The 14,689-nt window shown below is 60.8% G+C and carries 14 protein-coding genes; 4 read left to right on the forward strand and 10 right to left on the reverse strand.

The window, feature by feature from the left end; translation table 11 throughout:
* Position 1 precedes the first annotated feature (1 nt).
* The 3 genes from AC1Q61_RS06855 to AC1Q61_RS06865 are packed head-to-tail and all read right to left on the reverse strand — an operon-like array spanning position 2 to position 3,503.
* The gene (locus tag AC1Q61_RS06855) at positions 2–1,639 is read right to left on the reverse strand and encodes an AMP-binding protein (protein WP_151098569.1); all 1,638 of its coding nucleotides are present in this window, start codon (positions 1,637–1,639) and stop codon (positions 2–4) included.
* Between the two features lie 14 nt (positions 1,640–1,653).
* Complete coding sequence (locus AC1Q61_RS06860; RefSeq protein WP_003943225.1) at positions 1,654–2,118, reverse strand: MaoC family dehydratase; 465 nt, start codon at positions 2,116–2,118, stop codon at positions 1,654–1,656.
* A 14-nt stretch (positions 2,119–2,132) separates the two neighbouring features.
* Positions 2,133–3,503, reverse strand: a complete 1,371-nt coding sequence (locus AC1Q61_RS06865; RefSeq protein ID WP_007735697.1) for an MFS transporter — start codon at positions 3,501–3,503, stop codon at positions 2,133–2,135.
* A 228-nt stretch (positions 3,504–3,731) separates the two neighbouring features.
* On the opposite strand from AC1Q61_RS06865, the gene AC1Q61_RS06870 reads away from it, so the two are divergent.
* Together AC1Q61_RS06870 and AC1Q61_RS06875 are read left to right on the forward strand one after the other, a co-directional pair.
* Positions 3,732–4,421 carry a TetR/AcrR family transcriptional regulator gene (locus AC1Q61_RS06870; protein WP_007735696.1) on the forward strand — a complete coding sequence of 230 codons (690 nt, stop codon included), beginning with the start codon at positions 3,732–3,734 and terminating at the stop codon, positions 4,419–4,421.
* 60 nt (positions 4,422–4,481) lie between these two features.
* Complete coding sequence (locus AC1Q61_RS06875; protein ID WP_252194662.1) at positions 4,482–5,180, forward strand: PHP domain-containing protein; 699 nt, start codon at positions 4,482–4,484, stop codon at positions 5,178–5,180.
* Between the two features lie 298 nt (positions 5,181–5,478).
* Here AC1Q61_RS06875 and AC1Q61_RS06880 read toward each other — a convergent pair whose 3' ends face one another.
* Both AC1Q61_RS06880 and AC1Q61_RS06885 read right to left on the reverse strand, forming a co-directional pair.
* Positions 5,479–6,006 (reverse strand): CinA family protein, encoded by a 528-nt coding sequence (locus AC1Q61_RS06880; protein ID WP_050654955.1) that lies wholly within the window; start codon positions 6,004–6,006, stop codon positions 5,479–5,481.
* 77 nt (positions 6,007–6,083) lie between these two features.
* The gene (locus AC1Q61_RS06885) at positions 6,084–7,232 is read right to left on the reverse strand and encodes a glutamate--cysteine ligase 2 (protein WP_051649630.1); all 1,149 of its coding nucleotides are present in this window, start codon (positions 7,230–7,232) and stop codon (positions 6,084–6,086) included.
* A 159-nt stretch (positions 7,233–7,391) separates the two neighbouring features.
* Between AC1Q61_RS06885 and AC1Q61_RS06890 the strand changes: the two genes are divergently transcribed.
* Positions 7,392–7,697, forward strand: coding sequence for a hypothetical protein (locus AC1Q61_RS06890; protein WP_007735689.1), 306 nt, complete (start codon positions 7,392–7,394; stop codon positions 7,695–7,697).
* A gap of 57 nt (positions 7,698–7,754) precedes the next feature.
* On the opposite strand, the gene AC1Q61_RS06895 is transcribed toward AC1Q61_RS06890, so the two are convergent.
* The 4 genes from AC1Q61_RS06895 to AC1Q61_RS06910 all read right to left on the reverse strand — a co-directional run bounded on the left by AC1Q61_RS06895 (position 7,755) and on the right by AC1Q61_RS06910 (position 11,426).
* Positions 7,755–8,024, reverse strand: coding sequence for a DUF7218 family protein (locus tag AC1Q61_RS06895; RefSeq protein ID WP_003943161.1), 270 nt, complete (start codon positions 8,022–8,024; stop codon positions 7,755–7,757).
* 87 nt (positions 8,025–8,111) lie between these two features.
* Entirely contained in the window at positions 8,112–10,280 is a 2,169-nt protein-coding gene (locus tag AC1Q61_RS06900) for a catalase (RefSeq protein WP_003943216.1), read from the reverse strand.
* Between the two features lie 142 nt (positions 10,281–10,422).
* Positions 10,423–10,659 (reverse strand): microaggregate-binding protein 1, encoded by a 237-nt coding sequence (mbp1, locus tag AC1Q61_RS06905; protein WP_003943084.1) that lies wholly within the window; start codon positions 10,657–10,659, stop codon positions 10,423–10,425.
* 302 nt (positions 10,660–10,961) lie between these two features.
* Positions 10,962–11,426: a hypothetical protein gene (locus AC1Q61_RS06910; protein WP_225320190.1), complete on the reverse strand. Its 465-nt coding sequence runs from the start codon at positions 11,424–11,426 to the stop codon at positions 10,962–10,964.
* A gap of 282 nt (positions 11,427–11,708) precedes the next feature.
* Between AC1Q61_RS06910 and helR the strand changes: the two genes are divergently transcribed.
* On the forward strand, positions 11,709–13,931 hold the full coding sequence (helR, locus tag AC1Q61_RS06915; RefSeq protein WP_492651203.1) for an RNA polymerase recycling motor ATPase HelR: 2,223 nt from the start codon (positions 11,709–11,711) through the stop codon (positions 13,929–13,931).
* On the opposite strand, the gene AC1Q61_RS06920 is transcribed toward helR, so the two are convergent.
* Positions 13,893–14,654, reverse strand: coding sequence for an IclR family transcriptional regulator (locus AC1Q61_RS06920; RefSeq protein WP_003942865.1), 762 nt, complete (start codon positions 14,652–14,654; stop codon positions 13,893–13,895). The two genes, helR and AC1Q61_RS06920, sit on opposite strands and share 39 nt — an antisense overlap.
* Between the last annotated feature and the right edge of the window lie 35 nt (positions 14,655–14,689).

Consider the following 14,689-nt stretch of genomic DNA (forward strand, 5'->3'; position numbering starts at 1 on the left):
GCTAGCCGAGTCCGTTCGCGGAGGTGGCCAGCGCTCGGAGTTCACGTCGGAGGATCTTGCCGGTAGTGGTGAGCGGCAAGCTGTCGATGAACGTGATCTCCCTCGGGTACTGGTAGAAAGCAAGGCGACTTTTCACGTGGGTCTGCAACTCCTGACGGAGCTCCTCCGAGGAGTTCGACCCCTCGGACAGTACGACAAAAGCGTGAACCGCTTCGCCGCGCAACGGATCCGGAACACCGATGACACCTGCCATGGCTACCTCGTCGTGCGAGAGCAGGCACTCTTCGATCTCTCCGGGGCCGATTCGGTACCCCGCGGACGAAATGACGTCATCGGCACGTCCCTGGTACCAGAAGTTCCCGGCGTCATCAGTCCGACCCAGATCACCGGTGTGAATCCAACCGTCGTACACCTTTTCATCGGTCTTCGACGGCTGGTTCCAATATCCGAGGAACTGTCCGGGGTTGCCTGCCTTCACACAGATCTCGCCTACCTCACCAATCTCGACCGGCTCGCCGAGTGGATCGAGGAGGGTGACTTCGAAGCCGGGGAAGGCGCGGCCCATCGAACCGCTGGCGGGACTCCACTTCGACCGCGACGTGCCGATGGTCAGATTCATTTCCGTCTGCCCGTAGAACTCGTTGACAGCTACGCCGAGAGTGCTCGCAACCCAGGCTTGCAGCGCGTCACCGAGTGCCTCACCACCGGTTCCCAATGCCCGCAACTGAATACCACGCGCAGCAGTCTTGTCGACGCCGATGCTTCGCATCTGCTTGAGGGCAGTGGGAGGAATGAAGGCGCCCGTCACCTTGTGACGGCTCAGAATCTCGACCGCACGCGAAGGCGTGAATTTGTCGGGCGTCGCAACTACGGGGCACCCCAACGCAAGTGCGGGGAACAGTACGTCGAACAAACCACCGATCCAGGCCCAGTCTGCCGGCGTCCAGAAGACGTCTCCCAGCTGCGGAGCATTGTCGAACGCCGTCCGCATACCGGGCATGTGCGCCAGGAGAATTCGGTGCCCGTGGAGCGCGCCTTTCGGATTCCCGGTCGTCCCTGAGGTGTAGATGATGATGGCATGTGAATCGGGGCCCGTGGCTACCAGTTCACTACTTTCTGCGGCATCGTCGACGAGGCTGTGGAAATCGAGGATTTGCACGGGCGTCGAATCGGAGAGCCGATCGAGCCTTCCGACCACGATTACGGCTTCGAGACCCGGCATCTCACCGATTCCGTCGGCAACTCTTTCATAGCAGTCCTTCTCGACCACAAGAACTTTCGCGCCGGAGTCACGCATCCGATGTACTAACGCATCCGATCCGAACTTGACCGAAAGTGGAACGGTGACCATTCCGGATCGGAAGGCGCCCAGATGTGTCGCCAGAACCTCGATTCCCTGTGGGACCATCACACCGACGCGATCGCCTGAGACCAGGCCGAGATCCGCGAGCACGGTCGCGAACTTTCGGCTCATCGTGGCGACTTCACCGAATGTGTACCGCGCCCAGTGCCCACCGGTGTCTACGACGAGGGCCAGATCATCGGGATTCTGTACATCGACACATGCGTGCGCAATGTTGAAGTGCTCTGGCACAGCCCATTCGAAGTGTTCTGCTTCGAGGTCCTGCCACCATGACATATGCCGCCGAGAACTCACCGAGCACCCACTTCGAGGTCGAGGGAATGGGTCTCGCCTACCAGGAATGAGAATTCGCCGGAGAAGACAAGGTCTCCGTCTTGGTTGACGAGTGAGCCTTTCGACGTCACGATCGCGGTCTCACCGTCCGAGCGAGGGCGCACCGACAGCACTTCCGACACCGCATGCACCGAGTCGCCGAGGTAAGTCGGCCGGTGGAATCTGACCTGATCGAGCCCGTAGAAGCACTGCAGGTAACGGGGGTCCAACTCCACCAGACCGAGCAAGGTGGACAACATGAGGGCACCGTGGGCGATCTGGCGACCGAAGCGCGTCTGCTGCGCGTAGTCGGGGTCGAGGTGAAGGGGATGGCGGTCCCAGGTGAGGTCGGCGAAACTTCGCACATAGTCTTCGGTGACGACCCGCGGGTCCGTCACCGCAATGTCTCCGACAGAGATCTCTTCGAAACTCTTTGTGATCATTGAAGTTTCCTCTATTAGTTGACAACCGTGGAGCGTTGATCGACCGGCGGCAGATACGCCCCGTTGTCATCGATGTACATGTCGCGACTTCCTTCGTCGAGGTCGGTGTCACGGACGAAGTAGACGCTGATCAGCGAAATAACAGACAGGGCAGCGATATACACAGCGACCGCAAGCGATCCACCGGTTGCGCGAACCAACATGGCGGCAACCATCGGCGCGATTGCACCACCCAAGAGCACCCCGATCTGAAAAGCGATGGACGCTGCGCTGTACCGCACCCGTGCGTCGAACAGTTCCGCGATGAACGTCGCCTGCGGCCCGTACGAGATGCTGAGCATGAATGCGCCGACTGCCAATGCGCCGGTGGTGATCCAGAAGTTGCCGGTATCTATCGCGGCGAATGCAACGAAGACCCACACTCCCATGCCGGTGATGCCGACCATCAGGATCCGGCGTCGGCCGAATTTTTCGGACAGTTGACCGAAGATCGGAATGAAGATGACTGCAACGAGCGCGGACACCATGACCGCTCCGAGCATGAGGTTTCCGGACAGCAGATCGAACTGATCGGCGTAGGTCAGGCTGTAGGTGTTGAGGATGTAGAAGTAAGCGCCCGTGCTGATCATCGAACCTGCGGCAAGAATGATTTGACGAGGGTAGTTCTTGAACGCGTCGACCATCGGAATCTTGACCGCAGTGTTCTGCTGCTTCACGCGAGCGAATGCGGGAGTCTCTTCCAACGCGGTGCGAATGTAAAGCCCGACGGCGACCAACGCGATACTCAGCAGGAAGGGAATTCTCCACCCCCACACCAGGAATTGGTCCCCGGTGAGCGCCTTGGTGCCGAACATGACGGCCGTCGCCAGCAGAAGGCCAGCAGGCACACCGACCTGCGGCATACTGCCGTAGAAACCGCGGCGGTTCTTGGGTGCGTATTCCACAGCAGTCAGAACTGCACCGCCCCACTCACCCCCGACGCCGAAGCCCTGAATCAGTCTCAGCAATACGAGAAGAATCGGGGCCCACACACCGATCTGGGCGGAGGTCGGAAGGACGCCGACCAGGAAGGTCGCTGCTCCCATCAAGAGAAGTGCGAGCACCAAGACCTTCTTGCGTCCGATGCGGTCGCCGAAGTGGCCCATCACAACACCGCCGAGTGGCCGCGCCAGGAAGCCGACAGCGAAGGTGGCGAAGGAAAGAATTGTCGCCAGCGCGGGGTCTGCGCCCGAAAAGAACAGCGGCGCAAAGACCAACGCGGCGGAGGCGCCGTAGATCTGAAAGTCGTACCACTCGATCGTGGTGCCGACCAGAACCGATCCGGCCACACGCCGCAGGGCAGGCCTGTCGACAGTTGCGGGAGATGGGGGATTCGCGTCGTTCATGTCATTGCTCCTTGTATGGAGTGCCCTGTTAGCTCTCGCACCGAGAGGGAGGCTCGACAAGGAGACTATGCAGTGACCCAGGGCACAGTCAAGCGTATTTCAATCGATCGATTGATTAGTTGATATGCAATTTGCCAGTACACAAACAGCTATCAATCGACTGATTGACAGCCGGTCGATTTCGGCGGCGATGCTAGCATGATTGGGCAACCAACCGAAATGAGGATCATGGACCTGGGGCGCGTTCAACGGGCGGCAGTCACGCTGTTCGCGACGAAAGGATTCGCCGCCACCGGCATTCGTGAGCTCGGAGCCGAAGCCGGCATCAACTCGGCAACGCTCTACCACTACGTCGGCAGCAAAGAGTCACTGTTGGCCTCGATCATTCGGTCCTGCCTCGACGAGCTGACGCAGTCGGGAGAGCGGGCAATGCGCCGAAGCGCCGATCCCGTAGTCCAGCTCGCCGGCCTGGTGTCGTCACACGTCGGCATTACCGCCGTCAACCAACTGACTGCCCGCGTCGCCGAGTACGAGATGCGCGGGTTGACCGGAGACAACCGCATCGAGTTGCAGACCCTGCGCGACGAGTACGAGCAACTTTTCGGACAGATCCTCGAACGCGGACAACGCGTGGGCGCCTTCGACATCGAAGATCTGGCATTGAGCCGACTCGCGATACTCGAGATGTGTACCGGGGTCGCGCATTGGTACCGGCCCGGTGGGCGTCTCGAGTTGGAAGATGTCCAGCGATTCTTCGTCAGCACCACGTGCAAGCTTCTGTCGGTTCCGTCCGACGAACTGCACGGTGTGGAGTTCATTCACGACGTCCGAAAGCTGGACAGCGAGCCCGAGACTCAGTCCTCCGAGATCTGGGGAACCACTGCACAGAGCGAATTCGCGCGACAGTCCGAGCTTTAACCGCCCCTCGAAACTCCCGGCTCTGGTACGAACTGAACATGCAACTACCCGCGGACAGTCATGTTCACAGCGAGTGGTCGTGGGACACCGGCGGACCGCTGTCGCACGCATCCGGACGAATGCAACAGACTTGCGCGCGCACCGATCCTCGACGTCGGCGGCTATCTCGACAGCATCGAACGATGCCGACACCGTTTTCCTGAATTGCGGATACTCACCGGCGTCGAGTTCGGACAACCGCACCTGCACGAAGCGCAGGCGTCGCACCTCCTTGATCTCGGTGTCATCGACCGGGTATTGGGTTCCTTGCACACGCTCGAGGTCGGCGACGATCGGAGTGAACCGAACACTCTGTTTCGAAAGTGGAGTGCCGACGAAGTCATGTGGGCATACCTCGATGAGATCCCGCGTATGGTGGCTGGCTCTCGGACCTTCGAGGTGTTCACCCATATCGACTACGCGGTGCGTGCATGGCCGATCGAAAGTGCCGGACCTTTCGATCCCCGTCGATTCGAAGAGGGATTCCGAAATGCGATGCGCGCCATCGCCGACAGCGACCGGATCCTCGAGATGAACACCCGTCGGCTGTGGCCCTGGATAACCCAATGGTGGAGCGAAGAGGGAGGTAAAGCGGTGACATTCGGCAGCGATGCACATGTGCCCGAAGCTCTGGCAGCCAATTTTCCGGAAGCGACCGCGATGCTCGCGCACTACGGATTCCGTCCGGGTCAACGTCCCGAAGAGTATTGGACCCGCTGATCCGCCTGATTCCCAGACCGATATTTCCGTGAGCTCGGGTTGTCGGAGACGGATCAACCCGCAATAGTCGATGTATGGATCGGTACAAAATCACGATGCCCGACGGCTCTTCGACCGAGGAACCTTTCAATTCCGACAAGGAAGCAATCACTTGCGCAGTGGATGCGAACCGAGGAGTCAGCAAGAACCTCGTAGTCGAAAAATACACGGCCGACGGTCATCTGGTTCCAACCGCGCAGGCGCCTGCGAAACACACAGGTCGTCACAAGAAGAACCGTTCGAAGAGTTGAAAACTCGACTAGTTCACAACTCTCGAACTCGGTGTGTGGCGACCGGATGCGTGACGCAGAAGTAGTTGGATCGCGTGCTCGACAGTTGCACCGAGGACAGCTTCGGGGTCGCCCGAGAAAACCTGCTTCTCCGTTTCGGCGGTCCCATGGTCGACGACTCCGAACCACACAGTTCCGGGTCGAACGTTCTCCTGGGTATCAGGACCGGCTTCACCGGTGACGGCCAGCGTTAGCGACGCACCCATCAGTGTGGCGGTGCTGTGCGCCATGACCCTGGCTGCCTCTTCGCAGACCACTGGCCCGTCCGGAACATGAAGTACGGAATGTTTCACCTCGCGGGTGTACGCGACGATCCCACCACAAAACCACGATCCGGCGTCCGGCGCCTTTCCCAGATGTGCGGCGATGTTCCCGGCAGTCAACGATTCCGCCGTCGCCACCGACAGACCGTGTTCCTCTACTGCCGCAGCCAATTGCCTGCACATATCGTCGAGATCCTTGCCCGACGGAAGCTCGGGTCGTGGATCGCCATTCATATGTTCCTCCTCCTGCAGTCCGATCGGTGACTTCGACAAGACATTGAAAGTTCTTGAATGCCCATTCCAACCGTGCCTTACAGTTCACTGCCCCCTTGCGAACTGCACCCTTCGAAAGTGCGTCGAGCGCACTCGTCGATCACATCAGCTACACGTGACCGACGCGTGAGTTGACGACGCTGCACGATCGCCCCGTTTCCGTTGCTGAACACCTTGTCCAAGGAGGCCGTGACCTGCTCGAATTCTCCGAATGCAGTCAACGCAGGTTCGACGTGATCCACCAATTGCCGAACCGCCTGGTGTGCAGTCAGCAAGCGCACGGATTCCACGTCCAGCGACCTCCCGTCGAGTCCGTCACGCGCCGCCCGCCAGCAAGCCGCGCGGAGTAGCTCGTGATCGACAGCAGGCGCTGCTTCACCTTTCGTGATCGCGGCGGATGCGGTACCGACGAGTGCCTGCACCAGTGTGGCCAGAGTCATCGTCTCCTCCACGGTGGCGGGCACGTCGCTGATCCGAATCTCCACGGTGGGAAGGTGATCCGACATGCGCACATCCCAATAGACCATGTGTGGATCGAGAATGACCCCTGTCTCCAGCATTGCTGCAACAGCATCTTCGTAGTGCGCCACGGACTCGAAGTAGGGCGGCGGACCCGAACTGGGCCATCGGCCGAACAGAACGTAACGCCAACTCGCATAACCGGTATCGCGACCGGCGCTGATCGGAGAGTTCGCCGTCAGTGCCAACAAGGTCGGTAACCATGGGCGCAGATGGTTGATGATCTGGACCGATCGTTCTCGATCTTCCACACCGACATGAATGTGGCAACCACACATCACACCTTCGGTGATCGCTCCGAATTGACCGGCCATTCGCTGGTATCGCGACGTTTGAGTGATCTCGTCTACCGGCGGATCGTAGAACGGCGTCCCGACTGCGATGAGTTGACAACCCACACGGGCAGCGGCGTCGGCGGTGACGGCACGCGACTCACAGAGTTGATCACGAAGATCACGAATATGGTTTCCGATCGACGTGGACGTCTCCACCTGACAGCGCGTGAGTTCGAGTTGCAGCGAGATACCGAGTTCCCGCCCGGCGGCAGCAACCTCGGAGTTGCGCAGAGCGGGATGTCCAGTCTGCGGATCGCAGAGCAAGAACTCCTCTTCGACACCGAGAGTCGGTGTACCTACCGAGAATATGTCGGGAGTCGGCTTCGCGTTCATAGGCCTTCCTCGCACCGGTTTTCATCCACTTCCGATACTTCGAGCGTACGACCTTCTACCCCTTTCGGCACTACTCCAACCGTTTCATCCAGTCACCGATCGGGTAGTTGCCCTGTGGACCGCGACGAGCGAAGAATCGCAAGTCTTCATGAGCTCAGGATGGAGTGTGCCGTGACAAACGCGAGCGAAAGTTCACCGGTAGATGACGAACACACAAATCGATCGCACGTAGGGGAGGCAATCAGCGACGGTCGCAACTATCCCGGATACCTGCTGATCGGGCTGGGTCTGGCAACACTCGGATTGACCTTGGTGGCAGCAGGTTACGGATTTCGTGGTTGGGCAGTCATTGCCGGCGTCGTGTGCGTGGTGTCCTTCATCGTCGGAACACTGGCCATCTTGATGGAACACCGACGGGTCAAACGACTGGAAGGTCAGGAACTCTTCGATCAAGAAGGGCACTGAACCGACCGCTCGAGTCGTATTCTGCACAAGCAGAATACGACTCGAGCAGAACACAGCTCAGTGAGTGCGGAGTTGCTCGATCAGCTCACCCTTGTTCAGCTTCGAATAGCCGTGCAGATCGAGTTCCTTGGCACGTTTCTTCAGCTCGTCGACTGTCCACTCCTCGTACGGCGAGGATTGTCCGCCGGACTTGGCGACATTCGACCGCCCTCGATTGGCGGCCGCATTGGAGATTCGGGCCGCCTTCTCCTTGGAATCGCCCTTCTCGCGTAGCTCTTCGTAGAGTTCTTGATCCTTGAGTTGAGGTTGTGAGTCCTTGCGAGCCACTGTTTCGTCCCTTCACTCGTCTTCACTCCGACGGTGTGGCCGAACTGGCAATTCGGCCACACCGCAGGTTCGAACGTACGTCGGCACTCAGGATGTAGGCGGCACCTCGAAACGCCCCCACACGCGGTGCGTCTTCAGAAGCTGAGCCAGCGAGGCGAGCGCTCCTTCCGCGTCTGCATCGACGACGACTCCCAATGCAGACTCGTCGATACCGGCCGCAGCCAGCGCACTCATGCTCTCTCCCCAACCACCAATTGCCTTGCTGTGACGATACATTTCGTTCAGCAGAGTCTCCACCCGTGGATCCAACTTGCCCTCGCCGATCCGAGAAACGTCGCCGCTCAGCAGGATTGCATCGAATTCGATCGAACGAGCTGTGAGGTACGTTCGCTGCACCGTCACCGCGTCGTCACCGTCCCCGATGGTTCCGCCGTGCGGTCCGAGGATCAGCGGCACCATGCCGGCGTCGAAGATCTTGTCTCGAACGGCGACAACCGTTTCGAGATCGGAGTTCTCATCGACCAGTAGTGCGATGATCCTTCCGTCTACCGGCCATTCCGCACCAACCTGGGACAGTGCAGGGCTGAGCTCCGGATCACTCAACGGCTCGGTCGGTTCGGGAACCGGAAGGCCAAGCCCCCCTGCGACGATCGACACGAGACCCGCGTCGATATTCGCCAAGATGCCCAGATTCCGGGTCTTGATGTTCTCCTCGTAGCACTTACCCAATTCGAAGGTATACGCCTGCGCGACGTGCTCCTGCTCGACAGGGGAGAGACTGCGATAGAAGAGTCGAGCTTGCGAGAAGTGATCGTCGAACGATGCCGGCGCCTGCCTCACCTTTCGCCCTGAAACTTCTTCGGGCACCTCGATATAGGCCGCACTCTCCGCCGAGGCCAAGAACGGGCACCCACCGTCCAACGAATTGGGATGGTACGGCGCAACTCCGGTATGTACACCGTCCTGATGAAAGCCGTCGCGAAGCATGTCGTTGACAGGCGCGTGAGGCCGGTTGATCGGGATCTGATCGAAATTGGGGCCACCGAGTCGCGTGATCTGGGTGTCGAGGTACGAGAACAAACGTGCCTGCAGGAGACGATCGTTGGTGATGTCGACACCCGGAACCAAGTGACCCGGATGGAATGCAACCTGCTCGGTCTCGGCGAAGAAGTTCGTCGGATTGGCGTCGAGTGTCATCGTTCCGATGACCTGAACCGGCGCGAGTTCTTCGGGCACGATCTTGGTGGGATCCAATAGATCTATGCCTTCGAACATTTCGTCTTCGGTATCAGGGAACACCTGCACGCCCAGATCCCAGGACGGATATGCGCCCGCCTCGATGGCGTCGGCAAGATCGCGTCGATGGAAATCCGGATCCACACCGCCGGCGATCTGCGCTTCCTCCCACACGAGTGAATGCACTCCGGCGGCCGGCTTCCAGTGGAATTTCACCAGATTCGTCTCGCCGTCGGCATTCACGAGCCTGAACGTGTGAATACCGAAGCCCTCCATCATGCGATAGGAGCGCGGGATGCCGCGATCGGACATGTTCCACAATGTGTGCGCCGTGGCCTCGGTGTGCAGCGACACGAAATCCCAGAATGTGTCGTGCGCGCTCTGCGCCTGCGGGATCTCGCGGTCCGGGTGGGGCTTCGCGGCATGGATGATGTCCGGGAATTTGATGCCGTCCTGGATGAAGAACACCGGGATGTTGTTGCCCACCAGGTCGAAGACACCTTCGTCGGTGTAGAACTTGGTGGCGAAACCGCGTGTGTCGCGTACGGTGTCCGCCGAACCTCGTGAACCCAGCACCGTCGAGAACCGCACGAACACCGGGGTTCGAGCACCGGAAGCGAACACCGATGCTTTACAGATGTTTTCGGCCGCGCCATTCGCCAGGAACGTTCCGTGTGCGGCCGCCCCGCGGGCGTGGACGACGCGCTCCGGAATTCGCTCGTGATCGAAGTGTGTGATCTTCTCACGCAGGTGGTGGTCTTGAAGAAGAGTCGGGCCACGCTCGCCGGCAGTGAGTGAGTGGTCGGTCTCGTAGAGACGTGTACCGGTTGCGGTGGTGAGGTACTCCCCCCGCTGGCCGCGACCATTTCCCTTCACCTTCTCCTCGGCACCCGCGACGGTACGCACCTCCGGCTGCCGCTGGTCATCCTTGGGCGGCAACGGCTGTCGAGGCTTGACCGGCTCTTTCAGGTCCGGCGCTTTCGGGGCCGGTGCACCTGGGACGGACTGAGATGAAGGCATCGAACAGCTCCTCTTGATCGTCATGCTGGGCGCAAGAATCTTGTTACGCCTTATGTAAGTAGAGATTTCAAACTGAACGCGGAGCCACGACTCACCCCCGGCTGGGATCAATCCCAGGCCGAGGGTGACGAGTGCGTCAGGGCTATTGCTCGGACTTCTGTCGCGCTTCGTCCGCGGCCGCTTCTGCGCGAGCCTTCTCGGCTTCTGCCTCTTTCTTCGCGACTTCTCGCTGGCTTTCGGCCTTGTCCTGCTGGGCGCGGCCCTCTCGGGTCAAACTGTCGTTTCCGGAAACCGCACCCACGGCTTCCTTGGCCTTACCCTTGACGTCCTCTACGACGCCTTTGATTCCCTCGCTGGGACCGCTCTTGTCATCTGGCACGTTGACCCTCCAATACGTTTCGGATTGTTGCTCCGGGATCCCACACAGGTAGGAATCCCCCACAGAAGGCCCTACCCCGTCGAAATTCGCATAAACATCCGTGCACCGACACGCCGCAACGCGTACAAGAAGCGGCCACCGAGGGGAGTGCCGTTCACTCTCGTGTGTTATTCAGTGCTCATGAGCCAGTTACAGACCGATCCCCCCGTGGGCGGAACGCTGTCCACGATTCGCGCGCTTGCGCCCAACCTGGCTCCGAGCGAGCGATGCGTCTCGAACATCTCAAATAGCAAACAGCATTCTCAGAAACTGTTTACCGGGCACAGGAATTGGCGGGACTCGTTCCAGAAGGGGAAGAGGTCGGTGGTGGTGGCCGTGGGGTGGTCGATCTCGGCGAGAGTGTAGAAATCGAGAATCGTCCGCCCGGCGGTTGCGCTGACCTCGCATGCCTGCAAGCTCAGTTTCGCCTCCGCCACGAAGCCGATACTGCGGGCGAAAGGTCCGAGGGTCCCGGCATTGACAAAACCCTCGAGGTTTTGTCCCCACTGGTTGTAGTCCGACTGCAAAGCAAAGCTGCATGTTTCACCGAACAACTCGGTGCAGGTTGTCGGCTTCCCACCGATCGTGTGAACCGTATCGGCGAGCTCGTGCGAAGTACCTTCGCGCGGTGATCCGGAAAGGAGAAGCAAGACGGCGACGGCCAGGGCAACCACCAGAAGGATGCTCGCGGCCGTTGCCAGTATCGCCTTCACAATCCCTCGATCCACGTAAGTTCATGAGGGGAACCGATTTTGGAACACCGGTCACTGGATTTGTACCCGTGACACTCGGGGTCCAAACATCGACCAGGCTGGGAGCCGTGCATCAGGCTGGGGGGGTCGCGAGAGGATCTGTGGGAAAAAGCCGGGGGAGGATCGACACTCCCTTCCACTACCAATGTATATCGCACCGGGGGCCTTGCGGCAAGGCCCGGGTAGTGCCGCAAAATGGCTCTTCCGATCCCGCACGACCCACTACGGGATCGGAACAGCCAGCGGAAGTGAGGGCACGTGCCAACCCAGGGATACGAAGAAGAACTGCGGTCCGAGCGGAACTATGTGGAGGGGCTCTACGCTCGCCTCGATGCGGAGCGCGCCCGAGTCAAGGGCAGGTACAACACCGCTCTGCGCGGAAACGGCGAAGCACTCATGGAACGCGACGCCGAGGTGCGCGCGCTCGCCAAAGAGGTGAAGAGGCTGGACGTAGCCGACAACGGCCTGTGCTTCGGCCGGTTGGACTCGCTGTCGGGTGAGACTTCGTACATCGGCCGAATCGGCCTTCTCGATGCGGACAACGACTACGAACCGGTGCTGCTCGATTGGCGGGCGCCGGCATCTCGCCCGTTCTACGTTGCCACCGCTGCAAACCCGGAGAACATGCGTCGACGCCGTCAGTTCCACACACGCAGTCGACACGTGGTCGAATTCACCGACGAGGTACTCGGGCGCCCTGACGGCGCAGAACACGACACCCACAGCGATTCCGCCTTGCTCGCTGCGGTTAACGCACCGCGAGGTGAGGGCATGCGCGACATCGTGGCCACGATCCAGGCCGAGCAGGACGACATCGTCCGACTCGAACACCCCGGGGTTCTGGTGATCGAAGGTGGCCCCGGTACCGGGAAAACCGTCGTCGCCTTGCACCGCGTCGCCTACCTGCTCTACACGCAGCGAGAGCGAATGGAACGTCACGGCGTTCTCGTGGTCGGGCCGAACCCGGCGTTCCTGAACCACATCGGCCGCGTACTGCCCTCGCTGGGCGAGTCCGACGTGGTGTTCATGACCACCGGTGATCTCGTTCCGGGTTTACGCGTCACCGCCGAGGACGCTCCTGAGGCCGCTGGGCTCAAAGGCTCGCTGAAGATCCTGGACGTTCTCGGCGCAGCGATTGCCGATCATCAGCGATTGCCCGAGAACCCGTTGTTGATCGAATTGGCGGACGTCACAGTGCGAATCGACGCCGAAACGGCGGAGTGGGCCCGAGAAGAAGCTCGTTCGAGCGGACTCCCCCACAACGACGCTCGCACTGTGTTCACCGAAATCGTCACCTGGGCACTGACCGAGCGGGCGATAGCGCGGATCGGCAAGGGATGGTTGACACGCAGTGACCGTGAAGCCTGGGAACAAGTGCGCGCAGATCTGACCGCAGAGTTGGCGGAGAATGACGCGTTCGCCGCCGCACTCGACGCACTCTGGCCGATCCTGACACCGAAAGAGCTACTGACACAGCTGTTTACTTCGCCGGAACGCCTACGCAAGGCAGGCGCAGACGAGACACTGTTGCGCCGAGAGGGCGATGCCTGGACGGTGTCCGACGTTCCGCTTCTCGACGAATTGGTGGACATGCTCGGCCGGGACAAGCCCGTCGACCAGAGTGCCGAACGTGAACGCCGCGACGAGGCTGCGTATGCAGCGGGCGTGCTGGACATGATGATCAGTCGCGAAGACTTGATGGACGACGAGGATCATCTCCTCGCCCAGGACATGCTGTACGCCGAGGACCTGGCGGATCGTTTCGTCGAACGCGATACCCGGGAGCTCGCCGAACGCGCTGCTGCTGACCGAGACTGGACGTACCGGCATATCGTGGTCGACGAGGCACAAGAGCTGTCCGAGATGGACTGGCGAGTCCTGATGCGCCGCTGCCCGGACCGGTCTTTCACGGTGGTAGGTGATCTCGCGCAACGACGTTCACCCGCAGGTGCTCGCTCGTGGGCGACGATGATGGAGCCGTACGTCCCCGGCCGCTGGATCTACCGATCCCTGTCGGTGAACTATCGCACCCCCGCCGAGATCATGAGCGTCGCCGCCGCCTTGCTCGCCGAGTTCGCGCCAGACGTCCAGCCGCCCGAGTCCGTCCGCGCCTGCGGGGTCCAACCGTGGTCCAAGCGAATCTCCGCCGACGAACTAGCCTCCGCCATCGACGAATTCAATCAGGACGAGGCCGGACGCGAGGGTACGAGCGTCGTCATCGGACCTGCGAGTGTGCCCGGCGCTGTGCCGGTTTCGGAAACGAAGGGCCTCGAGTTCGATGCCGTGCTCGTCGTGGAACCGGAGCGAATCATCGCCGACGGCCCACGCGGTGCGTCTGAACTCTATGTCGCCCTCACCCGCGCAACCCAACGTCTCGGCGTCCTACACGAGGGGCCATTGCCGCACGCATTGACCGGGCTCGTCCGGGTCGGGACGGCCAGATCACCGCAATCGTTCGCGGCGAGCGATCGTGCTGTGTAGGCCTTCGGCAGCAGCGCGCACGTAGGACACCTGGCTCTCGGGGACGAAGCGACTGGTGGGACCGGTGACACTGATAGCCGCGACGGGTTTGTCATTGGTTCCGAATACCGGCGCCGCAACGCATGCGAGACCCGGCGCTGATTCCTCGCGCTCGAACGCAATACCGGTCTCGACCACTCGGTTCAGTTGGGTGTTGAGAATGCCGGGCGCAACAATTGTGTGCGGGGTTCGGCGCGTCATCGGCTCCGACAGCACCTCGCGGCGAAACTCGTTGTCGGAGAATGCCAGGAGCGCCTTGCCGATTGCGGTGCAATAAAGCGGTATCCGGCCACCGGTCCGGGACGGCGAGTTGGCTTGCCGGTGTCCGCCGATCTTCGCGACGTATACGACGTCGTGGCCGTCACGGACCCCCAGGTGGACTGTCTCGTGGGTCCGCTCGTACAGGTCCTGGAGGAACGGCATCGCCATCTCCAGGAGGCTACGTTCGAGAGAGGCGAGCATGCCGAGTTCGAAGAGGCCGCCGCTGAGCCGGTAGCCACCGTCGATACGGTCGAGTAGCCGGTTCGCGACCAGTTCGTTGGCCAGGCGGTGCACCGTCGCCTTGTGCAGGCCCGTCCGCTGGACCAGGGTGGCCAGAGGCAACACGTGGTCGTCGGCCCGGAAGGCGCGCAGGATCGTCACCGCCTTGCCGAGCACGGTGTCGAGGTTTGCGCTGCCAGTCACCTCCCCAGCGTATCGCTGAGTGAGACAGTTCCCTG

This window comes from Rhodococcus sp. MPR-R1B, from assembly GCF_058793255.1.